The sequence below is a fragment of the Kribbella rubisoli genome (assembly GCF_004217145.1).
GTDB lineage: Bacteria > Actinomycetota > Actinomycetes > Propionibacteriales > Kribbellaceae > Kribbella > Kribbella rubisoli.
The window spans coordinates 85,112-111,192 of sequence record NZ_SHKR01000003.1 but is presented as its reverse complement, the minus strand read 5'-3'; the positions used below and the strand labels follow the sequence as shown (position 1 = coordinate 111,192).

Annotated in this window: 20 protein-coding genes and 1 rRNA gene; 8 read left to right on the top strand and 13 right to left on the bottom strand. The window is 68.7% G+C overall.

Annotation, left to right across the window (positions count from 1 at the left end):
- Positions 1-62 precede the first annotated feature (62 nt).
- Positions 63-180, top strand: a 5S ribosomal RNA gene (gene rrf / locus EV645_RS02145).
- A 68-nt stretch (positions 181-248) separates the two neighbouring features.
- Here rrf and EV645_RS02140 read toward each other — a convergent pair.
- The gene (locus EV645_RS02140) at positions 249-527 is read right to left on the bottom strand and encodes a helix-hairpin-helix domain-containing protein (protein WP_130439171.1); all 279 of its coding nucleotides are present in this window, start codon (positions 525-527) and stop codon (positions 249-251) included.
- Positions 528-609: 82 nt separating this feature from the next.
- Between EV645_RS02140 and EV645_RS02135 the strand changes: the two genes are divergently transcribed.
- The gene (locus EV645_RS02135; RefSeq protein ID WP_130439169.1) at positions 610-1,080 is read left to right on the top strand and encodes a P-loop nucleotide/nucleoside kinase family protein; all 471 of its coding nucleotides are present in this window, start codon (positions 610-612) and stop codon (positions 1,078-1,080) included.
- A gap of 3 nt (positions 1,081-1,083) precedes the next feature.
- On the opposite strand, the gene EV645_RS02130 is transcribed toward EV645_RS02135, so the two are convergent.
- The 5 genes from EV645_RS02130 to EV645_RS02110 form a co-directional block, all read right to left on the bottom strand.
- The gene (locus EV645_RS02130; protein ID WP_130439167.1) at positions 1,084-1,731 is read right to left on the bottom strand and encodes a hypothetical protein; all 648 of its coding nucleotides are present in this window, start codon (positions 1,729-1,731) and stop codon (positions 1,084-1,086) included.
- A gap of 697 nt (positions 1,732-2,428) precedes the next feature.
- On the bottom strand, positions 2,429-5,545 hold the full coding sequence (locus EV645_RS02125; protein ID WP_130439165.1) for a coiled-coil domain-containing protein: 3,117 nt from the start codon (positions 5,543-5,545) through the stop codon (positions 2,429-2,431).
- A gap of 76 nt (positions 5,546-5,621) precedes the next feature.
- Positions 5,622-6,278 (bottom strand): hypothetical protein, encoded by a 657-nt coding sequence (locus tag EV645_RS02120; RefSeq protein WP_130439163.1) that lies wholly within the window; start codon positions 6,276-6,278, stop codon positions 5,622-5,624.
- Positions 6,271-6,867, bottom strand: a complete 597-nt coding sequence (locus EV645_RS02115) for a hypothetical protein (RefSeq protein ID WP_198681423.1) — start codon at positions 6,865-6,867, stop codon at positions 6,271-6,273. Before EV645_RS02115 ends, EV645_RS02120 begins: the two co-directional genes overlap by 8 nt.
- Positions 6,864-8,054, bottom strand: a complete 1,191-nt coding sequence (locus EV645_RS02110) for a hypothetical protein (protein WP_130439161.1) — start codon at positions 8,052-8,054, stop codon at positions 6,864-6,866. The genes EV645_RS02115 and EV645_RS02110 overlap by 4 nt, the downstream gene beginning before the upstream one ends.
- A gap of 308 nt (positions 8,055-8,362) precedes the next feature.
- On the opposite strand from EV645_RS02110, the gene EV645_RS02105 reads away from it, so the two are divergent.
- Both EV645_RS02105 and EV645_RS02100 read left to right on the top strand, forming a co-directional pair.
- Positions 8,363-9,154 (top strand): TrmH family RNA methyltransferase, encoded by a 792-nt coding sequence (locus tag EV645_RS02105; protein WP_130439159.1) that lies wholly within the window; start codon positions 8,363-8,365, stop codon positions 9,152-9,154.
- A 58-nt stretch (positions 9,155-9,212) separates the two neighbouring features.
- Entirely contained in the window at positions 9,213-10,190 is a 978-nt protein-coding gene (locus tag EV645_RS02100) for an SGNH/GDSL hydrolase family protein (RefSeq protein ID WP_242000153.1), read from the top strand.
- An 11-nt stretch (positions 10,191-10,201) separates the two neighbouring features.
- On the opposite strand, the gene EV645_RS02095 is transcribed toward EV645_RS02100, so the two are convergent.
- The 3 genes from EV645_RS02095 to EV645_RS02085 are packed head-to-tail and all read right to left on the bottom strand — an operon-like array spanning position 10,202 to position 15,193.
- Entirely contained in the window at positions 10,202-11,095 is an 894-nt protein-coding gene (locus tag EV645_RS02095; RefSeq protein ID WP_130439157.1) for a hypothetical protein, read from the bottom strand.
- Between the two features lie 38 nt (positions 11,096-11,133).
- On the bottom strand, positions 11,134-12,366 hold the full coding sequence (locus tag EV645_RS02090) for an SWIM zinc finger family protein (protein ID WP_242000152.1): 1,233 nt from the start codon (positions 12,364-12,366) through the stop codon (positions 11,134-11,136).
- Positions 12,359-15,193, bottom strand: coding sequence for a DEAD/DEAH box helicase (locus EV645_RS02085; RefSeq protein WP_242000151.1), 2,835 nt, complete (start codon positions 15,191-15,193; stop codon positions 12,359-12,361). Before EV645_RS02085 ends, EV645_RS02090 begins: the two co-directional genes overlap by 8 nt.
- Positions 15,194-15,273: 80 nt before the next feature.
- Here EV645_RS02085 and EV645_RS02080 point away from each other — a divergent pair, with 80 nt between their 5' ends.
- Positions 15,274-16,248 carry a zinc-binding dehydrogenase gene (locus tag EV645_RS02080; protein ID WP_130439155.1) on the top strand — a complete coding sequence of 325 codons (975 nt, stop codon included), beginning with the start codon at positions 15,274-15,276 and terminating at the stop codon, positions 16,246-16,248.
- Here EV645_RS02080 and EV645_RS02075 read toward each other — a convergent pair.
- On the bottom strand, positions 16,238-17,503 hold the full coding sequence (locus tag EV645_RS02075) for a GGDEF domain-containing protein (protein ID WP_242000150.1): 1,266 nt from the start codon (positions 17,501-17,503) through the stop codon (positions 16,238-16,240). The two genes, EV645_RS02080 and EV645_RS02075, sit on opposite strands and share 11 nt — an antisense overlap.
- Positions 17,504-17,744: 241 nt before the next feature.
- Here EV645_RS02075 and EV645_RS02070 point away from each other — a divergent pair, with 241 nt between their 5' ends.
- Positions 17,745-17,933 (top strand): DEAD/DEAH box helicase, encoded by a 189-nt coding sequence (locus EV645_RS02070; RefSeq protein WP_130439151.1) that lies wholly within the window; start codon positions 17,745-17,747, stop codon positions 17,931-17,933.
- A gap of 73 nt (positions 17,934-18,006) precedes the next feature.
- On the opposite strand, the gene EV645_RS02065 is transcribed toward EV645_RS02070, so the two are convergent.
- Positions 18,007-19,251: an MFS transporter gene (locus EV645_RS02065; protein ID WP_130439149.1), complete on the bottom strand. Its 1,245-nt coding sequence runs from the start codon at positions 19,249-19,251 to the stop codon at positions 18,007-18,009.
- 409 nt (positions 19,252-19,660) lie between these two features.
- On the opposite strand from EV645_RS02065, the gene EV645_RS02060 reads away from it, so the two are divergent.
- Together EV645_RS02060 and EV645_RS02055 are read left to right on the top strand one after the other, a co-directional pair.
- Positions 19,661-22,219, top strand: coding sequence for an MXAN_6230/SCO0854 family RING domain-containing protein (locus EV645_RS02060; RefSeq protein WP_130439147.1), 2,559 nt, complete (start codon positions 19,661-19,663; stop codon positions 22,217-22,219).
- A gap of 171 nt (positions 22,220-22,390) precedes the next feature.
- Positions 22,391-22,939 carry a hypothetical protein gene (locus EV645_RS02055; RefSeq protein WP_130439145.1) on the top strand — a complete coding sequence of 183 codons (549 nt, stop codon included), beginning with the start codon at positions 22,391-22,393 and terminating at the stop codon, positions 22,937-22,939.
- A 100-nt stretch (positions 22,940-23,039) separates the two neighbouring features.
- Here EV645_RS02055 and EV645_RS02050 read toward each other — a convergent pair whose 3' ends face one another.
- Together EV645_RS02050 and EV645_RS02045 are read right to left on the bottom strand one after the other, a co-directional pair.
- On the bottom strand, positions 23,040-24,431 hold the full coding sequence (locus EV645_RS02050; protein ID WP_130439143.1) for a sensor histidine kinase: 1,392 nt from the start codon (positions 24,429-24,431) through the stop codon (positions 23,040-23,042).
- Complete coding sequence (locus tag EV645_RS02045) at positions 24,431-26,080, bottom strand: NAD(P)/FAD-dependent oxidoreductase (protein WP_130439141.1); 1,650 nt, start codon at positions 26,078-26,080, stop codon at positions 24,431-24,433. The genes EV645_RS02050 and EV645_RS02045 overlap by 1 nt, the downstream gene beginning before the upstream one ends.
- Position 26,081 lies beyond the last annotated feature (1 nt).

Sequence of the window (26,081 nt, the reverse complement as noted above, 5' to 3'; positions counted from 1 at the left end):
TCCCGGAATACGGTCACCCCAGCCCATGTGGCTCTGGTTGGTTGATAGTGTTCTCATATTGTTTCGGTGGCCATAGCGTCGGGGAAACACCCAGTCTCCATTTCGAACCTGGAAGTTAAGCCCGCCAGCGCCGATGGTACTGCGACCGGGAGGTCGTGGGAGAGTAGGACGCCGCCGGACATTCACACTGTTAAGGGCCACCCCACACGGGGTGGCCCTTAACATTTCTATCGGTACTTGTCGTGCGTCTAGCGCTTTCCCTCGAGGAGCTGCTTGCGCTGTGGCGTGTACGACCACCACGGACGGCCCGGATTGCCGTTGGCCTGGTCAGTCGCCGACATGATCGTGTCGAGCAGACACGGGTCGTGCCGTACGCCGTCCCGTTCACAGATCGTTTCGTAGATCTCGAAGGGATCGCGGCCGGCCAGGTCGTCGATCTGCGTGATCCCAGCACGGCCCAGATAGCCGGCTACCGCCGCGCCCACGTTCATCAGGCTGGTTAGATCGCTCGATTGCTTGGATGGCATGCTTCGACCATGCCTCGGCAGCACGCCACACGTCTTGAACGGATCGGACACCGCGCCCACTTAGGATCGGTGGGTGGCTGTGATGGTGTTGATCGTAGGGTTGCCGGGCGCCGGCAAGACGTCGTGGGCTCGGCGACTGGAAGAGGAACGCAAGGCGATTCGATTGACGCCGGACGAGTGGATGGATGCGCTCTTCAACGCCAGCGAGGTCGATGGACGACGCTGGGTGCTGGAGTCCGAGATGCTCTGGGGCGTTGCGGCGCGGGCGCTCGAGCTTGGGGTCGACGTGATCCTCGACTATGGCTGTTGGTCCGAGGAGGAGCGAGACCTGTTCCGGACGCGGGCGCAGCAGTTGGGCGCGAGCGCGGAGATCGTCGTACTGGATCTTCCGCTGCAAGTTCTGTGGGAGCGGCTTGAGCAGCGGAACGAGAACTTGCCGGATGCGACGTTCCCGGTCACTCGGGAGGAGCTTGAGGAGTGGAACCGCATGTTTGAGGTGCCGACGGCTGACGAGGTTCGTCGCTGGGATCACCACCTTGTGGTGACCAGCTAACTTCTACTCGGGCGCGATCCCCACGAGTGCGGCTGCAGCGCAGATGTGGACTGGTGTCAGGTCGATGGGGGAGACCGGAGCCTGGAGCAGAGTGCCACGCTCGTACGGCGTGAGGGTGATGTCGATGCCGGGCGCGCCGGCGACCATGCCGCGGACATACGTCAGCCAGCCCATCATCGGGATGCCGCGACGGAAGACGCCGGCCGCGGCGGCGAGCTCGGTGTCGGCGATGCTGGCCCAGTCAGGCCCCCAGATAGTGACGACCGCACGCAGCACCTGGGCGAAGCGCTCGGACTGCCTCAGCGCGTCCTCGTCGCTCCAGTGCAGAGTGAGCTGGTCGGAGATGGTGGTCATCGTCCCGCCCATAGACAGGTCGAATAGCCACGGCAGCTCACCGGTGCTCTGCAGGTGCAGGCGCGTCGTACTCGTGCCGTTCGCGAGCACCTTCGTCGTGGCCTCGACCATCTCCTGCAGCGGAGTGGAGCCGTCGGCCTCGAGGACGTGGTACCCCCAGCGCTCGTCCTGGGTCCAGTTGTGGACGTCGGGGAACGCGACGGCGACGGCGGTCAGCGTGCGGCCGACACGGAGGGCACGCTGCTCGACGGTCTCGTCACGGTGCGACCACTGGGCGCGGAGCAGCCAGGAAGCCATTCACGCCCTCCGATCATGAGGCGGCCGGATCTGCGGAGGAGACACTGCGGCGCCGGATGCAGGTGACGGTACGCCGTGATACGACCGCTTGACCAGAGGTCCGCCTACTCGGTGTGAGCGGGTGATATCGAGCTCTGGAAGCGTCACCGGACCAGTCTGCTGCACCTACCGGTCAGTGGTCAGCACCGGGGTCGGATTTTGGTAACCACCCAGCGAAATCTGGACAACTGTCAAAGAATTCAGCTCTTCGAGGTCGCCGCCAGCAGCCCGCTCAAGGCGCTCGCCTGCGTACACCGTCGAACGTTGGCGCCGCCACCGGCGAGTCTGTTGAGGGACTCGCGATCGTTCTGCCAGATCGAGTCGGCCGGCCGCTGCGCATACGGTCCGGTACGAGGCATCGCCCGTGGAGCCAGCCAGATCCATCAGATAGCGCCTTCGACTGATCGAGCGTGTCGCACGCAACCGAGCGACCTGGTCCGCCTGCACCCGCGCTTCAGCCGTAAGTGCGCCCGCGGACAACGCAAGCCCAACGACAGCAGCCAGTAGAAGTCATAGACGGAGGGCCGCGGTCAGCGCAGCCTGGCGTGACAGCATGTTATCTCCCTGGGGCGGTAGGGAAGAGAGCGCTCTCACCTCGTGAGTATGAGGATCGCGGCCGCCAGTTGAAGACCTCGCGCCCCAATAGCAGCACCGGCACCTATGCGAGCGTCGGCGAGGTCAGCTCTAGGGTCGGGGTGGAGCCGCGGTACGACGTCATCCACTCGCGGAGCAGCTCGACTCGGGCGGCGTTGTCCTCGTTGCCCTTCACGACCGGCGCCTGGTTGTAAGCCATGGTGTCCGAGCTACGCCGGAGCTTCACGTACAGCCGGGACGAGGCGAGCGCGTACCGCTCCATGTCGTCCTGCAGCGCGCCGATGACCGTGATGTTCCGGTCGCGGCCGATCTGCTCGAACAAAGCGACTGCTTCACGACGGTGCTGCGAACCGAGGTTGCGGCCGAGCTCGTCGAGGATCAGCAGCAGCGGACGATCCGAACCGCCGGCGAGCGCCGCGGCGCAGACGAGCTTGACTGCCTTCTCGTCCATCTGGGCGGTGTTGCCCTTGACGTTGAACGCGGAGAACGGACCGCCCTCGGACCGACGCCACTTCGGCGTGACTGTCCAGCGCCACGGCTTGTCCGGCTCGGCCGGCGGGTCAGGCTCAGGGAATTCGAGCTTTGCGCCGTACCCGCCGTACTGCTGGTCGAGGCGGTCGAACTCCTGCGATACCAGGCGAAGTCGCGCTTTGATGCCGTCGGCAAGCGACGTGCGGTGGGCCCGGGCCGTGCTCTCCGCTTCGTCGAGACCTTCGCGGGCGCGTTCGAGAGCGGCGTTCCGCTCGGCGCGCTGGCTGGCGATCTGCTGTTGCTGCAAGCTGTCGAACGTCTCGTGCTGCGCGAGGTGGCTGCTCAGCGTCCGGTGCAGCGCCGGCACCAGGCCGACGCGGTCGCCGAGAGTGCCGCTCGTCCAGCCGTCCGGACCGTTCAGGATCTCCCAGAGTTCGGTCGGGATCTCCTCGCGCGAGCGAGCATTCGGGAAGCAGCGGCGGATGACGTCGTCGAGCTGCGTGCAGGCCTGGTGGTTCCAGTCGGCCGTCGTACGGCGTTGTGCGTCGTCCGGCAGGCCGAGGATGAACTCCTCCGCCTCCGCGGGCGTGCCGCCCCATGCCGTGGTCCGCGTGGTGAGGTCGAGCGTGGTCTGCTCTTCCAGCAGCGCGAGCCGACGGCCGGTCAGGTCGTCGAGGATGCGGTCGTGGTCGCGGCGGGTCGACTCGAGGTTCTTCAGGCGCTCGTCGCGTACCAACTGCTGGCCGGCCGCCGCCTCCGCAGATTCCTTTGCTGCTTGGAGTTGTGGCGCGAGCGAGTCGCGGTCGGTCTCGTGCCGGTCGATGGACTCGCGAAGCTGCAGGATCTGCTCCTGGACCGTGTCCGCGTCGGCCAGGGCCTGGGCGGCCGCGGTCCGGCGCTCTGCCTGCTCGACCCGGGATCGCGCCTGCTCCAGCGCGGCGGATGCGACCGCGCGGGCTGCCTTCGCTGCCTCTACGCGACGCCCGGCCGCCTGGATCCGCGCGGTCCGGCCGGTGATCGGCTCGTCGAACTGACCGACCGAGATGACACCGGCGGCCTCGTCGATGTTCTCTTTGGTCGCACGCTCGCCCAGGGCCGCGAAGAATCCGTCTAATGTGAACCGCTTGTCCGCCGACTTTGGCCCACGGCGCGACTTCGGAGCGCCCGGGCGATTCGCCAGTACCAGCAGGAATCCGGGATACCCGGCGTCGGCCAGCGCGGTCGTCGCGACAGTCGCATCACCGGCGTCGATGACCACGGCCTCGCGGTACGGCGCGAGCCGCGGCTCCCACTCGGCCCGGTCGGATTCCGGCAGCTCGGTGATGTCGGTCAGCGCGCCGCACTCGAGGCCCGCAGTCTCCAGCACCTGCTGCTGGGTCGCGGACACGGTCTGTCCGCTCTCGGCCTCACGAAGCTCAGCCTCTGTGTGCTCGACGGCCACCCGCGCGGCATGGTCGCGGCCGATGTGCTCCTCCAGCACCTCGCGTGCCTCGGCCTGCTCCTCGCCGGCCGCGGCAAGGTCACGGCCGTCCGCCGAACGACCCGCTTCAAGAAGCCGCCGATGCTCCTGGCCGAGTCGCTCGAGCTGCTCGCGGACCGAACGCTGGGCGAGGTCGAGTTCGCGGTCGCGGGCGTCGAGCTTGTCCCGCTCCTGACGGGTCAGCTGGACGTCCCGGAGCATGCCCTCTTCGTTGCCAAAGGCATCTATCTCCGTGTCGACAGATTCCTTCCGGGCTTCCTGCTCAGCGACCCGTTCGTCGAGTACGCCGAGCTCCTGGAGGATCTCGCGGTTGCGGGCGTCGCCGTCGATCAGGTGCCGGGCGTTGCGGGCCTGCCACGATTCCTTCGCCGCCGCGAGCGCTTCCCGCGCGGCTGCGCGCTGCAGGATGCCGGCCTCGACGGTCGCCATCTCCTGCTCCCACCGCTGCAGGTCGGCCGTCGCCTGCTTGGTCGCCTCGCGCTGGGTGTGCTCGGCGGAGCGGTGTGCCTGCTCCTGCTCGAGCTCGTGGTCGAGACCGGTGAGGGTCGCGATCGCGTTGAAGATCCGGGCCGGGCCAAGCTCATTGAGCGGCTCCGCGAGCAGGTTGGCCGTCGGGCTGGAGCGCACCGACGTCGACAAGAACGAGACACAGCGGACCTGGCCGCCGTACAGGACCTGGGACAGCTTGTTGGCGTGGAAGTCGGTGCGGCCGTTGGAGTGCGGGAGGGCGGCCCAGAGCGCGTCGGCGCCGGCGGCACGCTCGGCCTCGGTCGCGCCGTACGGGATGTGCAGGCCTTGTTTCCACCGGAGATCGATGTACGACGCCTTGCGGTTGATGCGGATCCACACGGTGATTGCGGCCGCTTCGACCTCGTCGAGGTCGGTCAGCTCGGGATCGGAGAAGACGCCGACGATGTAGCCGCGGTCGACATTCGACCAGTTGCCTTCCTGGCCGGCCGCTTCAGCTGTGAACAGCAACTCGGCCGCGCCCGGAGCACCGCTGGTGAGGCGCCACTGGTCGTCGGCGTGCAGGAGACTGAGCGCGGCGATCCACGACGACTTGCCGGCGCCGTTGGAGTCGGTCGGGCCTTGGCCGGCGACCGTGATCAGGCCGCGGCCGATCATCGGGATCGGGTGCGTCGACAGGCGCGACAGGTCGACGACCTGCACCCCGAGCAGCACCTTGGACCCAAGGATGTCGAACGGCCCGTCCTCGGCTACGAAACTCATCCACGTCCTCGCTTCGCTCCGGGCGCGGATGAGGCACCATGCGCGCTGTATTGAATGATGAGCTCGCTACGCTCGCTCATGACTCATCTCCTACTACTACGGGGCTGCCGTTGCGGGCGCGGATGGCTTCGGCGATCGGGCTGGCCGGGGCGGCGGCGAGGATCAGTTGGTCCTGCAGTCGTCGGCGTGCTGCCGGTGTCAGGCGCTGCAGTTGCGGACCCGGGATGTACGACGGGCCGCCCGAGTGATCGCCCGAGAGCTGGATCAACCCGGCGGCGCGCAATCGCTGCAGGGACAGGCGTCGCTCCTCGCCGCTGATCCGCGTCGTCCGCAACTCGTCGACGGTCGTGGGTCGCGCCGACTTCCAGCTGTCGCCGGTGAGGATGCCTTCGCTGCGGGGGATCGCGACGGAATGGACGAGCACCAGCACCAGCACTGCGCGGTCGATGACCGACAACGGCTGCCAGCCCTGTGCGACCAGGCTCGCGGCGATGTCGTCGTCGTACCCGGCGGTCCAATGCGTGCCGTCGACGTGGACGAGCGTACGGCCGATGAGCTTGAGCATCCGCTGCACCTGGCGGCGCAGGGTCACGTCGCGGAGGCCGGCCAGCTGTACTTCGGCGACCGGATGCGCGGCGTACTGCACTGCGCTGAAGGCGGCGAGCACTTCGTCCCGTGCGCGGTCGCTGAGGTCCTGGAGCAACGAGTCGAACAGGGCGTGCGGCTCAGTCATCCAGCACCTCCTGGCGCTCGACCGGCTCAGGCCGGGTGGACAGCTCGGCGGGCGGTGGCTCGGGGAGATGGCGGCACAGATCGCGGAGGGTCGACAGGTCGGTCGCGGTCCAGGTGACGACACGCGGACCGAGCCGGACTTCGGCGGTCTTCTCGTCCCAGCGGATCCAGTGCGTGGCGTGCAGGCGCCGCAGGCTGCCGATGATCAGGGTCAGGTCGCTTGACTGCTCGGCGCGGCCGCGCATCCCGGCGTACACGGATCTGATCTGGGCGAGTGTGCCGGTCACACCTGGCCAAGCCGGTGCGCTGCGGTCCGTCCAGCAGCAGGTGACGCAGATCGCGAGCAGGCGGGCGGTCTCGTTCGGCTGCTCGACGGCGACCGGGGGAGCGCCGAGCTCCTCGAGGACGCTGTGACCTGCGCCCGAAGGGAGCGTCGGCACGAGCCAGACGGTCGATCCGTCCGGTGATGCCGCACGGGTGAGGCCGGCTACTGCAGGCGTCTCAGGGTCGACCTCGAGCGGCCCGGCCGACTGCACCTTCGCCCACCACAGCGCGTTGTAGAGCCGCCGCTCCACGGCTTCGGTGCTCATCGCGCCACCCGGCGGAAGACACCTTCGGTCGCCCACGGCGTCCCCGCGGACGGGTCGATGCGCATGCCGTCGGACCAGACCAGCTCGTAGTCGAGCTCGTCGTGCAAGTGCGCCGCGGTCAGCTCGGCCAGCACGCGTCGCGCCGTGATCCAGTCGCCGGCCTCGTCGATGACCTCCACGATGTCAACCTCGGACCGTCCGGCCAGCACCCGCTCGGCCTCCGCGCGTAGGTCCTCGCGATCCGTCGCGGCCGCGGACTCAGGCGCGTCGGCATCCGCGGTCGGACGCGGCGGTGCCATCCGGGCGCTGCCGGACCGGCGTCCTGTCTCGACCGCCTCGACCATCGTCTGTGGCGAGAAGTCCGGCGCAGCAGCATCAAAGAGAAGGCCATCCAGTACGGCGGCCAGCGCATCAGGCTCGCTGCTGCGCGTGAACGTCAGCCAGGTCTCCATCGGCAAGAGCCCGAGCGCCCGGGTCGTACCGGCTCGCTCGACCAGGCGGCCGGCGGCGAGTTGCACGGCGTCGGCATACGCGGCGAGGGCCATGCGGAGCGAAGTACAGTCTCGGTGCAGCTCGGGCCAGCGCTCCAGAACGATGCGGTGGACCTTCTCGGCCTGCTCGATCAGGCGCTCGTTACCCCACGCGAGCTGGGCGTTCTCGCGGAGCTGTGCCGTGGTGCTGGTCGAGACGAGGATCGCCAGCTCGTTCCCGAGGAGTCGGAAAACCTTGGTCATCCGCCCGATCGATGCCTTGCCCTCGTCGGCGGTCGCCTGCGGGTCGCTGACGCTGTGCGCCTCGAGGGTGAGCAGCTGGTGCAGCTCGGCCTGACCGCCCTGGACGGACATCCGGCGCAAGAACATCAGCATCACATACGGCGCGAAGGCGGCGCGGTGACGCAGTTCGTTCGGACGGTCGACGAGTTTGGTGATCGCGCCGTACTGCCGGAGCACCTCGAAGCGGCGGACGATCACGTCGTGCGGATACGCCCGGCAGGCGAGCGTGGCCTGCTCGACCGTGAGACCGTCGCTGCCGGCCTCGGCGAACGCGTCCAGGATGGCCTGATCGGCGTCGAGCAGGTCGGGGTCGACGATCATCGCGCCGGCCTCGCGGGCGAGCACGGCGAAGACCTGACGGTAGACGCGCAGCACAGCCGCCTCGGCCTCGGCGTCGAGCAGTGTCGCGTCCATCCCCGCACTCCCTCCCGTGTGATAGCAGCTGGGCTACCAGAGAAAAGGACTCTAACCACCCGCACCGACAGACCAAAACTCACCCGCCAGGAGCCTGTGGATAACCGGATCGCGGGTGGTGCTGTGGAAAACCGGATGACGCCCGCGGCCGGGCTGCCTACCATCCGAGATGTGATGAGAATCCTTGGCTGACGCGGTCGATAGGCCGCGTCAGTACCACGGCGCCCCACGGGCGTCGCCCCGCCGGTGCGGACCCTGTCGCAGGGTCCCCGGCGCGCTTGCTGATTCTCTCCATTCGGAGCTTGCACATGACTGTGCACAACGCGCGTTCCATCGGCGCGCAACACCCCCGTGTCCGTGACCTGCTGACCCTGCGGAAGGACGGTTCACCCGGTCGGATCATGGTCGAAGGCAGTTGGGAACACGACCGCCTACTCACCACCGCGGCCTCGATCGACGCCTTCTTCTGGTGCCCCGAGGTGGCCACGACCGGGGTCCATCGGATCGCGGAGCGCGCCACCGAGGTGTACCGCATCTCGGAGAAGCTGCTCGCCCGCCTCTCCCGCAAGACCCGGTCCGACGGCCTGATCTCGATCGCACGCCTCCCGGAGTGGCGGCCGCACACGTTCGAGTTCACCAACGAGTCGCTGGTGCTGGTCGCGGACGGCGTCGAGTACGCCGGCAACCTCGGCACCCTGATCCGTACGGCGGACGCCGCCAACGCCGACTGTCTCGTGCTGACGAGCAAGCGAGCCCGGCCGACGCATCCGTCCGTGTACTCCGCGAGCCGCGGGACCGTCCTCTCGACGCCGATCCTGGAGTTCGACGACATCCCGTCCGCCGCGGCGTGGCTGCGGAGCCACCGCTTCCGCGTCCACCTCGCCGACCCGGCGGCAACGGGGACGTATCGCGTTCCGCAGTACGACGGGCCGACGGCGTTCGTGGTCGGTTCGGAGGGTTCGGGGCTCTCGCGGGAGTGGCATGACGAGGGGTTCGACGCGGTGTCGATCCCGATGCTCGGGCAGGCGGACTCGCTGAACGTCGCGCTGTCGGCGGGCATCCTGCTGTTCGAGGCGCGGGCCCGGAAGGCGGGATGGTGACCTCGTAGACAGGACGGCCAGGCAGAATGGCACAGCAACCGAGACCGAGGAGTGTGCTGTGCCGTTCGAGCCTGGCGAGGTCGTCGCCCCGTCCGATCCGCGCATCGTCCTGGAAGGACAGTGGGGACACCAGCCCGGTGTCGCGATCACCGTGAACTCCGGTTCGCGGATCTCGTTCTCGTACGCCGGTGAGCGGCTGCAGTTGCTGTTCGACACCGACGGGCTGACGGTCGCGCCGCACGTGTGGATCACGGTCGACGACGGCGAGCCGGAATTGCACGTGATCGAGGGACCGGTCGTCGAGCTGTCGGAGCCGGACGGCCGGCACCAGGTCGAGGTCGTGGTGAAGGACGTGAACGAGCACGCGAACCGGTGGAACCCGCCGTTCGAGTGCGCGGTCGTGTTCGCTGGTCTCGTGCTCGACGTGAAGACGCGGCTCCGGTTGAGCGGTCGGCCCGGCGGTCCGCGGATCGAGTTCTACGGCGACTCGATCACGCAGGGTGTGCGGTCGCTGAGCGTGCACCCGGAGTCCGAGGGCGCGGACGGTACGACGTCGTACGCGTATCTGACCGCTCGGGCGTTCGGCGCGACGTCGTACCAGGTCGGATTCGGGAGCCAGGGGATCAGCAAGCCGGGGAACGGCGAGGTGCCGGCCGGCGTGGACTCGTTCGGCTGGAACTTCGCCGGCTCACCGGCCGAGCGCGTCGAGCCGTCGGACGTGGTCGTGATCAACCTCGGCGTGAACGATCCGACGCTGGAGGTCGAGGAGTACGCGGATTATGTACGGCGGGTGCGCGCGGCGTACCCGGAGTCGACGATCGTGTCGCTGACGCCGTTCAACGGGAAGCACGCCGACACGATCCAGGCCGCGGTGAAGTCCCTCGACGACCCCAACCTGGTCTACATCGACTCCACCGGCTGGATCACCGAAGACGACTGCACCGACCAGGTGCATCCGACCGTCGCCGGCCACGCCAAGATCGCCGAGCACCTGATCCCAGCCCTCGAAGAACACACAAACCTGCGCCGTCCATGACGGTTGCTGACTCAGGCGTACGCCGGGGCGATCGCTTGGGCGAGGGCGACGAGCAGGGCTGGGCGCAGGATGCTGCCAGGGGTTGCCATCAATTCGATGTAAGCGCCTTTGGCGGTGCGGAACCCCAATTGACCGTCTGCCTGCTGCCAGCCCTCGGCGCCGACGTTCACCCGGTGCGACGTGAAGCCGCCTTTCACGTAGCCGAAGTCGAGCGCCGGATCCGAGCCGAGGCCACCGGATCTGACCGCAACCGAGCGGGTCGCCGAGCCCCACTGGCACCATAAGTAGCCGTCGGTCAGGGTGTCTCGCCGCAGTATCGCCTTCTCGCCGAGCAGTCGCTCGGCTGCCGCAGTGCCGCGGGCGCACTCCGGCTGCGCGATGATCGTCGGCGCTGTGGGAAGGCCGCCGGGCAGACCGACGATCGTCTCCGCGATGGAGCGGAGTTCGTCCAGCGTGCCTGAGCCGTCGTTCACCATGCGAAGCTCGACCGGACGGTTGCCGGCGCGGAAGACGAGCCAGGGAGCGGCGGCCGCCGGGTTGACGGCCCATGACCCCGGGCCGACCTCGCCGTCGATGACTTCAGCCGCGTATTGCATTCCTTTGACCCACTCGATGTCGCCCTTGCGGGACTGGGCGAACTGCGCGTCGGTGACCGGGATCGCGGACAGACCGACCCAGACCCGATGGAGCTCCTGCGTCGTGTCGACCAACGAGCAGTTGTCCGCGAGCGGCGCGGTGAGGCGCGACCCTGCCTCCGCGGCCTTCCAGCCGGTGAGATGCGGGGCAAGCCGCTCGCACAGGTTTCCGGCTGATGTCGGTGTTGGCACGACCTGCTGGGTGGTGTGGCTGTCGCAGGCGACCAGGCCGAGCAGAACGACGGCTGCAGCGGCCGCGATTCGACGCATAGTGGTGCACCCTCCCCAGGACGTACGGCGGTCGGAGCTTAGAGCAGGTCCTTGGGGTCGGGGGATGGGGGCCCACTCAGGGTCCAGTCATTGAATTGCTGGTTGAAGCGGTACCAGAGGTTATCGGGTCCTAGGCGGAGTTGGAGTTTGCCTGACGTGACTCGGTTGGCTTCGATGGTGGCGTTCGGCAGGGCCTCGAGAGCCTCGGTCAGGACGTCCGGGCTGACGGTGACCGGGTCGTCGAGGGTGACGGTCAGGCCGCCGGGGCCGGCTTCGCGCCAGGCGACGGCCCAGCTGGTGAGGCGGCGGGACGAGATGCCGGCGCGGTGCGCGAGGTCGGCTAGATCCGGCGTACCGAGTGCATTGGCTGCTCTGCGGGCCAGGTCTTGCTCGAAGGTGAGGCTGAGGCCGCCGTCTCCGTCGCCGGACGCCAGCTCCCAAGCGCGCTGGGCGGCATCGGTTGCCAGGGTGACCAGATCTCGTACGTCGACGCCGGACGAGCGTGGCGGGTCCAGCACTCGCACCGCTGCCGGCACACCGGGCGCACCGAGCGGTCGAGGTGGTGCTGGCACGGGAACACTTGATGGGCTCGCGAACGCGGCAATTGCAGGGATGCCTGCCGGCGGGGGAGTGCGGGGTGCGGCGACAGGCGTGGCCGGCGAGCCGCGGCGGGTGCGGAGGGTTGCCAGGAGTTCGTCTTTACGCCGACCGCGCAGAAGAAGCAGCGCGAACGGATCGTCGTCCAGCGCGTCCGCGATCAGGTAGCAGACAGCCGCAGAATGCTTGCAGGGAACGGCGAAGTCCGGGCAGGTGCAATGCGTGAGGACCTCGCCGGCTCCGGGCAGGAGCTCGAGCCCGGCATCGCGCACGTCGTCGATAACCTCGGGCGGCAGCTCACCATCCAGCAGCGCCGCGACCCGACCAATCTGCGCCGACACCACCTCGAGCACCGAGTCCCACTCGGCGCTTGAGAACGCGCGGATCCGCACAGTCACCTGGTACGGCGTGACGCGGCTGCCCTGCACTATTGCCTCAACCTCGCCCGGGCTCACCGTCAGCTCGACGACACTTCCGCGCCGCGCATACGACCGTCCACGCGACAACCGCCCCGGATCAAGCCGAGCCCGCTGCTCCAATGCCTCCAACCAGGCACGACCCCACCACGTCGCCCCGAACGGCCGTCGACTCCCCGGCCCCTTCGCTGCAGGCAGCCCGGCGTCCTCACCCTTCCGCCGCCACCCCTGCCACGGCACCCGATCTTCGTCAGCCACCGGATTTCCCAACGGCAGAAGGGTTGTAAGCACTCGCCGAGCCGGACTTGGCCGGGGTCGTCGACAGCTCGACCAGCTCGGTGAGTTCGGAATCCGACAGCTCGCTCAGCCACGCCTCACCCGAGCCCACCACAGCATCGGCGAGGTCGCGCTTCGCGTTGATGACGGTCGAGATGCGGTCTTCCAGCGTGTTCTCGGTGACAAGGCGATGGACCTGGACCGGGCGGTCCTGGCCGATCCGGTATGCGCGGTCGGTCGCCTGGTCCTCGACCGCAGGGTTCCACCAGCGGTCGTAATGCACGACGTGCGTGGCCTGCGTCAGCGTCAGCCCGACCCCGCCGGCCTTCAACGACAGCAAGAACACTTGCGCTGCGCCGGACTGGAAATCCGCGACCAACTGCTCACGCTTCCGCACCCCGATTCCGCCGTGCAAGAACAACGACTTGATCTGCCGCGCCGCCAGGTGCGCTTCGATCAGCCGGCACATCTCGACGTACTGACTGAAGATCAGCACGGACTCGCCCTCGGCCAGGATCACATCGAGCAGCTCGTCCAGCGCGGCGAGCTTGCCCGAGCGTCGCTCCAGCGGACCGGGCTCGTGCAGGAACTGCGCCGGGTGGTTGCACACCTGCTTCAACTGCGTGAGCAGACTGAGCACGAGCCCACGCCGCGCGATGCCCTCCGCCTCCTCGATCTTGGCGAGCGTCTCCTTCGCCACCGCCTGGTAGAGCGTGGCCTGCTCGACCGTCAGCGGCACGACGACGTCACGCTCCGACTTCTGCGGCAGCTCCGGAGCAATCCCTGGATCGCTCTTGCGCCGCCGCAGCAGGAACGGCCGCGTCACCCGAGCGAGCCGCGCGGTCGCCTCCTCGTCGTGGAACCGCTCGACGGGCACGGCGACGTCGTGGCGGAACCGGTCGAGCGTCCCGAGCAGCCCGGGCGCCGACCAGTCGAGGATCGACCACAGCTCGGAGAGTCGGTTCTCCACCGGCGTACCTGTCAGCGCGATCCTGGTTGCTGATGGCAACGTTCGCAGCGCGCGAGCCGTGCGGGACAACGGGTTCTTGGCATGCTGCGCCTCGTCCGCAACGACCAGGCCCCACGGCACCTCGCCGAGGACACGGTGGTCCTGACGCACCACGCCATACGTCGTGAGCACCACCTCGTCAGGCGCGATGTCGCTGAGCGTCCGGCCCGCGCCGTGGTAGCGCCGCGTCGGCACGTCGGGGGCGAACCGCTCGAACTCGCGCTCCCACGTGCCGAGCAGGGTCGACGGGCAGACGACCAGCGTCGGGCCGCGCCGCTCCAGCTGGAGGTGCAGCGCGATCACCTGGATCGTCTTGCCCAGGCCCATGTCGTCAGCGAGGCAACCGCCGAGGCCGAGGTTGGCGAGCTGCGCCATCCACGCAACGCCGCGTCGCTGGTAGTCGCGGAGGGTCGCGCGCAGGCCGACAGGATCGGTGAACGGAGCCGGCTCCTCCGCCGTCCGCAACCGGGCGAGCATCGCAGCCAGCGAACCGTCAGCGTCGAAAGGAACAAGCTCACCGTCGACATCGATCGTCCCGGTCAGCGCCGCACCGAGCGCCTCGGCGCCCGTGAGCTTGCGCGTGGAGCCGTTGCGGAGTCGCCGCACGATGTCCTGGTCGACGCGGATCCAGCGGCCGCGCATGCGGATCATCGGCCGTTTTGCTTCCGCGAGCGCCCCGACCTCGGCTTCGGTCAGGTCCTGGCCGTCGAGCGTCGGTCGCCAGCGGAACGCGACCAGGTCGTTCAGGCTGAAGTCCGGACCGGTGATCGCGCCGGGAGTCGGAGTGGCGACCGAGCCGCGGACGGCCAGCTCGCCGGCGAACAGGTCGGTCGGCCAGAGGACCTCGATGCCTGCGCCTTCCAACTCGCTGCTTCCCTCGGCGAGCTCTTCCAGCGCCACATCGTCGATGCCGACCTCTTCCGGCGCTGCGTCGCGCAGCGCGGCACCCAGCGGCGGCCAGACTCGTGCGCCGCGGCGGAGCGCGAGGAGGAGGTCGGTCTCGGCACGCTCGCCGAGGGCTGTTAGTACGGCGGCTGGTGCGTTCCACATGTCCGCGACGTCGACCAGCAGACTCGGATCGAGCCCGCTGCGTAGCTGCAGGACGCCGCGGAACGTTTCCTCAGCCAGCTCGGGTGGCTCGATCCGGAGAACGAGGCGAGCGCCCGCCTCTTCGGCGAGCGCGGTCTCGTCGAGCCAGCTCGATGATCCGATCAGGGCGGTCGGATCGGTGGCGGCGAACGGCGCGGCGCCGGGGCGGGTCGCGACGGCGGCTGCCGGCGTGCGAACGATGCTGTCGGCGAGCGCGTCCCAGAACGCGCGGACGAGTTGCTCGGGGTCGACCAGCCGGACCGGTCGGGTGCCTTCGATCGGCAGGGCATGACCGTACGCCGGCATGGCGGCGCTCAGGTTCCGCAGCCAGGCGCGGTCGATGGGATCGAGTGGAGCGACGCGCCAAGCGCCGTACCCTTCCGGGCTGTGATCCGGCACCAGCCGCCCGCGCCCGATCAGCACGAGTCCCGCCAGCCCAGCCGCCCGCCACGCAGCCCAGCTTGTGGCCCAACCGTCCGAGTCGACGTCGGGGGCCGTCAGGCGGGCGAGCAACTCGGGCATGGACAGGAGCCGAGCAGGCACCGTCGTCCGGCGGACCGTCGAGCCACGCGGCAGCACGAGGTCGACCGTGCCGTCAGATTGCTCGCCGGCCGCGGCGAGGTCGCCATACAGCGCCAGCCGGCCCGCGCGCGGCGGGTCGGCCGGGACGAAGACGGCGTCGAGCATGCCCAGCACAGTACGCCGGACCACCGACAACTCCTGAGCTTGACCTGAACCAACGTTGAGGTTGCAGTCTCGTAACCCCGAAGACAACCGGAGAGAGTGCAGATATGCGTGCAGCAGTAGTGACCAAGTTCGGCGACCCGGACGTGATCGAGACCCGCGACCTGCCGGACCCCGAGCCCGGAGCAGGCCAGGTGCTCGTCGAGGTGGGGTTCGCGGACGTCATCTTCGTCGAGACCGCGATCCGCCGCGGTCAGCACGGCAAGTTCTTCGACGTCGAGCCGCCGTACGTCCCGGGAGGCACGCTCGGCGGACGGGTCCGCGCGGTCGGTCCCGGCGTACCGACGGACTGGATCGGCAAGACCGTCGTCGGGCGAGCGGACGGCTTCGGTGCGGATGCCGAGCTCGCCCTGACCACGACCGACCTGGTCGAGGTACCGCCCGAGCTGGACCTGCAAACCGCGGTCGCGGTGTACGGCGACGGGTTCACCGCGCTCATGCTCGAGGAACTCGCGCCGTCGATGGCCGGCCGCGACGTACTGATCACCGCGTCGGCCGGCGGGATGGGCCTGCTCCTGATCCAGCTCGCCCACCAGGCCGGCGCACACGTGATCGCAGCCGCCCGCGGCGAGGAGAAGCTCCGGCTGAGCCGAGCCCAGGGCGCCGACGTACTGATCGACTACAGCAAGCCGTCCTGGGAGAAGTCGGTGCTTGAGGCAACCAATAACCGCGGCGCCGACATCGTCTTCGAGGGCGCCGGCGGCGAACTCGGCGCGGCCGCCTTCAGCGTCGTGAAGGACGGCGGCTGGTTCTCCGCCCACGGCGCGCCCAGCGGCAACTTCGCCACCATCGACCCCGCCGGAGCCGCCCGCCGCGGCGTAACCCTCAAGGGCATCATGGACCTCCGCGCCGACTCAACCACCACCACAGTCACCGGCGCCAACGTCATCACCCGCGCAGCCGCCGGCGACCTCGTTCCCGTCGTCGACCAGCTCTACGACCTCGACCACGTATCCGCTGCCCACCAAGCCCTGGAGAACCGCACTCTCCGCGGCAAGGCGCTGATCAGAGTCAGTCGCTGACGTGCTGGTCCGAGTCAGAACGCTCTGACTGCTCAGCGCGGTCAGAGCGCTCGGTGTGGTCGAGGTGATCGGTGACGGCCGGCGGGTTCGGGAGGGCGGCGACGATCTGGTTCCGCCCGGCCCGCTTGGCCGTCAGCAGTGCGTCGTCGGCGGCGAGGACGAGTTGGTCCATGGTGTTCGCGACATGCGGGTAGATCGCCGCACCGAACGACGCCGGTACGCCGGTGATCGCCGCGGTGCCGCCGTTCGTCGTACCGACCGACACTGCGAGGGTCACCAGCCGCTCTCTGATCCGCTCCGCGATCTCCATCAGCTCGGTCTCGGACGCGCCGGGCAGCAGCACCGCCAGCTCGTCTCCGCCGACCCGTGCGACCAGATCACCGTGCCGGACCTCGGCCCGGATCGCCTCGCCGACTGCACGCAGTGCCTCGTCACCGGCCGGGTGGCCGTAGGTGTCGTTGATCTCCTTGAACCTGTCGAGGTCCAGCATCAGCAGACCGACCGTGCTGCGCAGAGTGTCCGCGCGGGCCAGCTCAGCGGGCACTGCGCTCGCCCAGTACGACGAGGTGGCCAGACCGGTCTTCGAGTCGGTCCCAGCAGCCCGCTGGTACTGCGGAAGCAGCAGATCCCGGTGCAGCGCCATCACCGTCACCATGAGCACAGGGACGACCCATGGGTACGACGACTGGACTGCAGCGATCGCTACGCCGAGCCCCAGCCCGGCGCACACGACCAGCTGATCCGACAGCTCACCGAGCGCCTCACGCGCGGTGGCCTCCGGAGAGGCGAGCAGGATGGCGCCGATCACCAGCGCGTAGTTCACCAGCCACCAGGTCCCGGCTGCGGCGATCACCACCATCAGCGACCAGAGGCCGGTCGGCACGCGCGGCTCGGTCAGCAGGCCGCCGGCTCGCAGTACGGCGGCTGCGGCGGCGCTGGCGAGGATGTAGGTCGCCGTCGAGAAGACCTTGCGGTGCGCAACGGTCCGCCCGTACACCCGGAACCAGGAGTACAGGTACGCCAGCACGACCAGCGGGATCACCAGCGACAGCGGGAGCAGCAGCAGGGCCGCGAAGATCCAGAGGCACTTCAGATTCGTGTGCGGTGAAGTGTTGGCCGCAGTTTCGCGTCGGCGCTCGATTCCGCGGGCACACTCCAGGTGCAGGGTCGACGCGACAGCGAGGACGACGAAGGCGACCCACTCCGAGTGCCGGACGCCGGAGTTCGGCCCGACCAACGTGCTGCGAACCGCCAATGTGGTAATCGTGACCGCAATCACATCAATCGCGAGCACATAAGCCAAAGCGGTCCTCGGCAACGACCAGAGCTTCCATTGCCGGGGTGGCCCCCAACTGCTCCGACCGATCAGAATCATATGAGCCTCACACACAGTCGATCTGAGCGGTTATGCGTTCATCGTAACGACCTGTTCACGTCACGTCACGCCCGTGGCCGGGTCATTCCACCAGTTGGGCACATCAGAAGGGTCGAGAATCATGCAGAAGACGACGCGCGGTAACGGCACCGGCAACGACTGGTTCGCCGGCGGCAACGACTGGTTCCACGGGGGGAACGACTGGTTCACCGGCGGGAACGATTGGTTCACCGGTGGCGGCAACGATTGGTTCCGCGGCGGTAACGACTGGTTCGCGCCGCACACCGCCAACGGCGGTAACGATTGGTGACGAAAGGTAAATCTTTACCTCCGCCTTACATTCCGGAGAACTCACTCACGAGATAACCGGACAGCCCGGAGTTTTATCCCGGCCGCAATTCTCCGGAATGGTCGTCGATTCGGCGGGCGCGCGCCCAGGCGCCGCCCGCCGCGACCGCCAGCAATGCCCCTGTGACGCCCATCACGGCGAGTGCGCCGGATGCGCCGAATGGTCCGGCCAGCAACCCCACGAGCAGAATTCCGAGGCCCTGGCTGCCCTTCAGTGCGGTGCCCGCGACGCCGAAGGCCTTGCCGCGCTGGCGATCGGGCACGGCCTGGACGAACGCGGCGCTGGTCGGCAGGTGGTACGCCGATGCGGCGCCGGACAGCGCCCAGAGACAGAACGTCACCGCGGGGCCAGGCTGGAGCGCACAGAAGGCCAGCGGAACACACGCCGCGACCGCTAGCGGTCCCAGCAGCTTCATCCGCCGCTCCGGCGACCAGAGCGTGATCAGCCACATCCCGAGCACACACCCCGCCGGACTCGCGGCGAGCAAGACTCCCGCAGTCGTGGTGCCGTAGCCGATTTCGTGGGCGTAGGGGACTGCCAGGCCCTCCACGGTGACGTAGAAGCCGGCGATGGTTGCCAGGAGGACGAGGGTGCGGAGTTTCGGGGTACGGGCGACCAGCGCGATGCCGGCGGTCAGATCCTTCAGATAGCTTGCTGATGGCGCATCTGTGCCACTTGTCGGGGCGGGTCGTCGGTGTACTCCGAAGGTGATCAGGAGGGCCGACAGGACGAACGTGGCGGCGTCGAGGAGCAGGCCGCCGGACGTTCCTACGGCGACCACGACGGCGCCGCCGAAGCCGAAGCCGAGGACCTGGCTGAACTGGACGACCATGTCGTTCGCGGCCTTGCCGAGGACGTAGTGGTCACCCGGGAGTACGGCGGGCAATGTCGCCCCGCGGGCCGCGTTGAACGGCGAGCCAAACGCCTGCAGTGCGACCAGCAGCAGGATCACCACGAGCAGCGGAAGTGCCTGAATCGCCATACCTGCAACGAGAATCGCCCGTGCGACATCGGTGACGATCATCACCGTACGTCGTGGGTACCGGTCGGCGAACCCGGCCAGCAGCGGCCCGAACAACAAGTCCGGTACGTAGGTCAGTGCATAGGTCAACGCGGTCAGCCCGGCCGACGAGGTCCGGTCGAAGACCAGCACCGACAACGCCACCCGCGCGAGCTGATCACCGGCCACCGACAGCACCCCGGCCAGGAACAACGCCCGGAACTCGGCGTGCCCGAAGACGTCACGCCAACGCGCCCGCTCGACCGCCGCAACCGACATACCAACGACGTTAACCACATTCTGTGGCCCGACACCTCCCGAGGGTGATCAACGTCGTGTCCGCCGGCACCTCAAGGGTTTACTTGCGGCGCATCTGTGCCAGTTCACGGCCAGATGGGGGGACCCAGTAGCGCAGTATTTGGGTGAACGTTCTACTCTGTAGATCTCCGGTAGCGGGGTCTGGGCGGGGCGGCCCCGACCCTGTTACCGGAGCTCTTCTTTGTGGGGCCGGTGTTGTCCGGTGCGAGCCCGAAACTGTCGGTGGGGCCCTATAGCGTTCTCAGTGCCAGGGGCGGCTCCTGGACGTGCTTCCTTCTCCTTCACCAGGCCAAGTAGCGCGTCCACTCTCCGCCCCTGGCGCCGTCATCAAAGGACGCAGCATCACAGGACGCCAGCCGGGGGAGACGCCATGCCGGAAGAATCAGCGCAGGTCCTGCTGCGCCGCCGCCGGCTCGTCGACGTCACCACGCTGACCCCGGCGGTTCGTCGTACGGCTTGGCAATGGCTCCGCCGTCCGCTCACGATCCAGACCGGACTGTCCGCGCTGCAGGCCGACCTGATCCAGCGGGGCCTCCTGCTGTCCGTCGGCCTCTATCGGTACTGCGCCTCGCTGTCCGCGCCCGCACTTGCCGGTTTCGGCAGTGCACTGCTCGACCTGCTCGATGCGGAGTCCGGGCACGACGTCCACCACACGCCGTTGTTCCGTGGCTTCCCGGAGAGCGTGCCGGGCAACACCGAGACCTTCTACATCAACAGGGTCTTCGCTCGTCTCCTCCAGGAGCCTGACCAGCCCTGCGTGCTTTGCGGCGACACCAAGGCAGTGCATCCGGTCTCGCCGTGTGCCCATCTGGTCTGCCGGACGTGCTGGGACGGGTCGGACTTCAGCGCGTGCCCGCTCTGCCTGCGGCGGATCGATCGCAAGGACCCGTTCCTCAAGCCGTCGTTCGACGAGGAGCAGCCGGCGCACGTCCGTTCGGAGCGCCTTCGCCTGCTCTCGGTCGCAACGGATGACTCGGCCCGCGAGACAGTTGAGTCCCTGCTCGCACGGCGCGCTCCGCTCTCGGCGACGGATCGAGCTGACCTGCTGGCGCTGCTCGACGGAGCCGATCCGTCGTGGCTGCCGGACGAGATCCCGGTCCGCGAGACCTGGGCGCTCGTCATCGCGCACTTCCTCGGCGACGATCCGGAGCTGATCGATCGCACCGACACTGCGACCGACGTACTGCGCCTGATCTATGCGCTGATGGACGCCGACCCCGGGCTGCGGACACCGCCGGCCCGGCGGAAGTCGTTGCCGCGGGCAACACGAAGGCTCGTGCTGCAACGGCTGGACCGGCTGCCGGTGCTGACGCTGACCGAGGATCTGTTGCGCCACGAGCGGGCCTGGAAGCGGATCGCGGAGAATCTGCACCCGTTCGAGTTCGCGACCCGCTTCCCGGTGGCGGCGCTCGCGTTCGCGATCCTTCGTCGTACCGATCTGGACCTCGCGACCCCGGCGGGGCGGGCGGTGGCGAGTGAGGCCGCGCAGCATCCGCTGATTCGCGTCGAGGACGGGCGGCTCGTGATGAGCACGTTCGCCGCGCGGGTCGAGGGCGCCTTCGCGCATGGCCGGCCAGAGCAGGCGCTTGATCTGCTGCGTGAACGTCCAGGCGAGTTGGTGCGCCGCTTGGTGCACTTGGCGCGCGTGCTTCCGCCCGACCAGCACGCGGTTCTCGTCGAGGCGTTGACGACCGCGGTGTCGGACGTCTCGCCAGTCGTGATCACAGCCGCGCTCGGTCAGGTCCGGACTCCGCCGGGCGATCTGCGGCTGTTCTTCCCGCGCGGTGGGACGGCCCGGATCTGGACGTCGGTCGACGAGCGCGAGCCGTTGCCGAGTGAGCTGGCCATGGAGCTGTCCGCCGTCCTCACCGGTGAAATGTTGCGTCGGGCAACGGATTTGCCGCGGTGGCGGCGGGCGTTCCTCGACGAGGAGCTGACCCGGCTGACGGCGCCCGATTCGGAGCGGGGCGCGTCGTCGAGCCTGCTGCGGATGACGCGGGGGAGTGCGGTGCCGATCCCGCAGGACGAGCTGCTGCGGCTGTTCCTGCACTGGGTCGAGCCGGCCGGTCGGCGGGTCGATCTCGATCTGTCCGTAGCGGTGTTCGACGAGGAGTGGGCCTTCGTCGGGCTGTGCGATTACACGCGGCTGCGGTTCGACCAGGACGCGTTGGTGCACTCCGGCGACCTGACGTCGGCGCCGGCTCCGCAGGGGTCGACGGAGTTCGTGGATATCGATCTGCGCGCGGTGCGCCGGGTCGACGGGCGGTACGTGCTGCCGGTCGTGTTCAGCTACAACGACGTAGGTTTCGATCAGTTGGAGCGCGGGTTCGTTGGGGTGATGCGGCAACCGAACGGCCTGTTCGACCCGGCCGCGGTCGAGGATCGGTTCGACCTGTCCGGGCCGGCGAAGATCCTGATGCCGTTCGGCGTCGACCTGCACACCAAGGAGCTGCGCTGGTACGACGTGAACCTCGGCGCGGCCGGATACGGTCACAACGTCGCGAAGTACGGCGGTCGGCTCGGGCTGATGGCTGCGACGCTGGAAGAGGTGCACGGGTCGGGCGATCGGGTCAGCCTGTGGGAGGTCTGCTGCTGGCACGCGGCCGCGCGGGCCGACGAGATCGCGGTCCGGTGCGCCGACGGATCGGTCGTCGGGTACCGGCGGGAGCCGTCCGAGGAGCTCGCGACGTTCGCGCGGCGGGTCACGGCTCGGTTGGAGCCTGACCGGCGGTGGGACGAGGACGCCGCCGACCGGGCGGATTTCGTCGCGGTCCTAGCCGGTGATGTCACCCCGCGATCCGGTGCCGAGGTGTATGCGCTGCACCCGCGCTTGCTCGACCACGCGAGCGTGTCCCTGATCGACGCGCCGCACCTGCTCGCCGTCCTGGCTCCGGACACTCGCGCCCGCGCGACCCTACGCCCGGTCTGAGACCCGCAGCGTGCGCCCGGCCGGAGACCCCGCTGAGATGCGGCCCCTGCGCTCGGGCGAGTCTGGCAAGGGCCTGAGAAATAGTTGACAGTTCCGTGACGGAGGCGGGGGTGTCGCTTTGGCGCGCTCCGGTGCAGGAGTACAACGGAATTGACGCGAAGGGAGCCACGAATGACGTACGACGTGGTGGTGCTCATCGAGCGGGAGATGAGCGAGGGCGACGCGCGCCGCGTTGCCGCCCTGTACGCACGACATGAAGAAGCCATTGATTACCACCTGCTGGTCTCCAGCCATCCGGACAGCGGATTCGGCGGGCCGATGGCGCTGCTGGGTTCGACGTTCGCGGACGTGGCCGGTATGACCGGTGGCGCGGCCGTGGTCGGCTCGGCGATCGGTCCGTCGGCGCGGGTCGGTCCGGTGGCCGCTCCGAGCCGAACACCGACGGCCACCCTGGCGGACCCGGCCGTCGACCTCGCGTCGGTGATCGAACACAGTTCGCGCCGCCTCCGGGCCGCGAGCGGGTACCAGGTCCACGTCTCCATCACGCACGGCGAGATCATGCTCGCGCTGATGCAGATGGTGAAGAGCACCGGTAGCCAGGAGGTCGTGGTGGTCGCCTGGCCGGAGACCGCGGCCCGGTTCGTCTGCTCCGACTGGTCCGCCAAGGCCCGCAAGCTGCTGAAGGTGCCGCGGGTCCGGATTCTCGAGCACGACACCTGAGGAGGACCCGTACCGAACGACAGGACGTAGTTCACGCCGGAGCGGGCGGCTCCGCGGCGTCATGGCGCGCACCGCCACCACTCCTGTCGTTCGGTACGAATTAACCAGCCGGGCTGGGCTGCCGCGGCAACCGCACCTGGAGCGTGGTCTGACCGGGCTGCGACGTGATGGTGATCGTGCCGCCGTGGTGTTCGGCGACGATCCGCTGGGCGATATCGAGGCCTAGGCCAGTGCCCTTGCCGACGTCCTTGGTCGTGTAGAACGGCTCGAACGCGCGCGCCGCGACCTCCGTCGGCATGCCGCGACCGGTGTCGGTGAACTCGACCACGATCCGGTCGCCGTCGATCCGCGTCATGATCCGCAACGTGCCGGCGCCGTCCATCGCGTCGACCGCGTTGTCGATCAGGTTCGTCCACACCTGGTTGAGTTCGCCCGCGAAGGCGTCGATCCGCGGTACGTCGGCGCCGTACTCGCGGATCACCTCGACGCCGCCGCGCAGCTTGTGCCCGAGCATGACCAGCGTGCTCTCGATGCCCTCGGTCACGTCGATGGTCTGGATCGAACCGCGGTCCATCTGCGAGTAGGAGCGGACCGCCGCCACCAGCTCGGTGATCCGCCGCGTCGACTCCTTCACCTCACCGATCAACGTCGCCGCGGAGAGCGTGCTGGCGACCCATTCGAGACCGGGCTCCAGCGCATCTCCGAGTACGTCGGCCGCGCGTTCGCACCACTCGACGCCGGCGCCCGCGGCGGCCAGCGGCGGCGCGATGAGCCAGTCCTGGGTGACGCCGTGATCGCCGAGCCAGTCCGAGATCGTGTTCTCGTCATCGGCCAGATCGACCGGATCCGGTGCCGCCGTACCGGAGGCGAGCTCGAGCCGCAGCTCGTCGAGCGCACCGAACTGCACGGCCGTCACGTCGCCCTCGGCGAGCCGGCGGAGCGCCGACAGCAGCGTGACGCACGCGGTGTCGAGCGCGCTGACCGAACGGGTCGCGGCCGCGGCGGGGTTGTTGATCTCGTGCGCCAACCCGGCCGCGAGCGTGCCGAGCGTGATCAGCGACTCCCGCTGCCGGGCCGTCGACTCGATCGCCCGCGCGGTCCCGTACACGCCCCTGATCAGATGCCCGGCGAGCGGGAACCACACGTCGATCCGCTCCCGCAGTACGTCGGTCGGCACCCGCAGTACCCGGCCCTCGGCGAGGCCGCGGCCGCTGGCGAGGTAGACGCCGTGTTCGTCCCAGGCGCGGAACCCGCCGGCCCAGCGTCCCGGGACGTCCATCTTGCCCATCACGGTGTCCTCGCGGCCGATCTTGCGGTGCAGCGCGATCACGCCGTCGACCAGCACCCACCAGAAGTCCGCGGGCTCACCTTCGTGGAACAGGTCGGAGCCGAGCTCGATCGCGACCTCGCTGCTGCCGTCGATCAGCTCGTCCAGCTGCGCGTCGGTCAGCCCGGCGAACAGCGGGATGTCCCGCAGATCCTCGGCGCGCATCAGACGGTCGCAAGGTAGCGGTGGACGAGATAGATCGACATGGCGCCTTCGCCGACCGCCGAGGCCACCCGTTTCATCGAGTCCAGCCGTACGTCGCCGGCGGCGAAGACCCCGGGCACGCTGGTCTCCAATGCGTACGGCGGTCTCGGCAACGCCCACCGATCGAAGGCGACCACGTCGGGCCCGGTCACCACGAAGCCCTTCTCGTCGCGTACGACGGAATCGCCGAGCCAATCGGTCCGCGGGATCGCTCCGACGAAGATGAACAACCAACTGGCCAGCACCTCGTCGACGCGACCGGAGTTGCGGTCGGCCAAGGTCAGACCCTCGAGGTGACCGTCGCCGCGGCAGCCGACCACCTCGGTCCGGCACCGTACTTCGATGTTCGGCGCGTTGGTGATCTTGTCGATCAGGTACCGCGACATCGAACTCTCGAGCGACTCGCCGCGGACGAGGAGCACGATCCGCTTGGCGTAGCGCGAGAGGTTGAGAGCCGCTTGACCGGCCGAGTTCGCCGCGCCGACGACGTACACCTCGTCGTCCTGGACCTGGCTGGCCTCGCTGGCGGTCGCGCCGTAGTACACACCGCGGCCGGTGAGGTCAGCGAGGCCGTCGACGTCGAGACTGCGGTACGAGACGCCGGTCGCGACGATCAGCGCGCGAGCCTCGATCTCACCGGATCCTTCGAGCAGGACGGCGTGGACGGGGCCGCGCGACTCGAACCCGACTACCGAACGCGCGAGCACCATCTCGGCGCCGAAGCGGGATGCTTGCGCGACCGCCCGCTGCGCGAGGTCCGAGCCGGTGAGTCCGCGCGGGAAGCCGAGGTAGTTCTCGATCGCGGCGCTGAGTCCGGCCTGACCGCCGGGCGCTTCGCGTTCGACGATCACGGTGCTCAGGCCTTCGGACGCGGCGTAGACGCCGGCCGCGAGTCCCGCGGGTCCGCCGCCGACGATGCAGACGTCGTACAGCGGTTGCTCGGCTCGCGTGCGCAGGCCGAGCGCCGACGCGAGGTCGAGAGTGCTGGGGGAGCGGAGGGTGTCGCTCTCCGGGATCAGGACCAGCGGGAGATCGTTGTCGGAGGCATCGGCCAGGTCCTTCAGGCGTTCGGCTTCCGGGTCGCGTTCGATGTCGTACCAGCGGTACGGCACGTGGTTGCGGGCCAGGAACGTCTTGATGTCGTGCGACCGGTCCGACCAGCGGTTGCCGACGACACGGATATCCGAGACGTGGTCGGGGTTGGCGTGTTGCCAGTCGCCGAGCAGGTCGTCGACGACTGGAAACAGTTGATCCTCGGGCGGATCCCACGGCTTCAGCAGGTAGTAGTCGAGGCCGATGTCATTGATCGCCCGGATGGCCACCTCGGTGTCGGCGTACGCGGTGAGCAGCAGGTACTTCGCGCTCGGTGCGTGTACGCGGGCGCGTTCGAGCAGCTCGATACCGGTCATGCCTGGCATCCGCTGGTCGGTGGCGATCAGCGCGATCGGCTGGTTGCGCAGGGCCAGCTTCGTCAGCGCGGCCAGCGCTTGGTCGCCCGAGGTTGCGCGCACGACGAGGTAGTCGTCGCCGTACCGACGGCGCAAGTCACGGGAAATTGCCGCCGAAACCATCGGGTCGTCGTCGACACTCAGAATCGCAGGTTTGCTCACG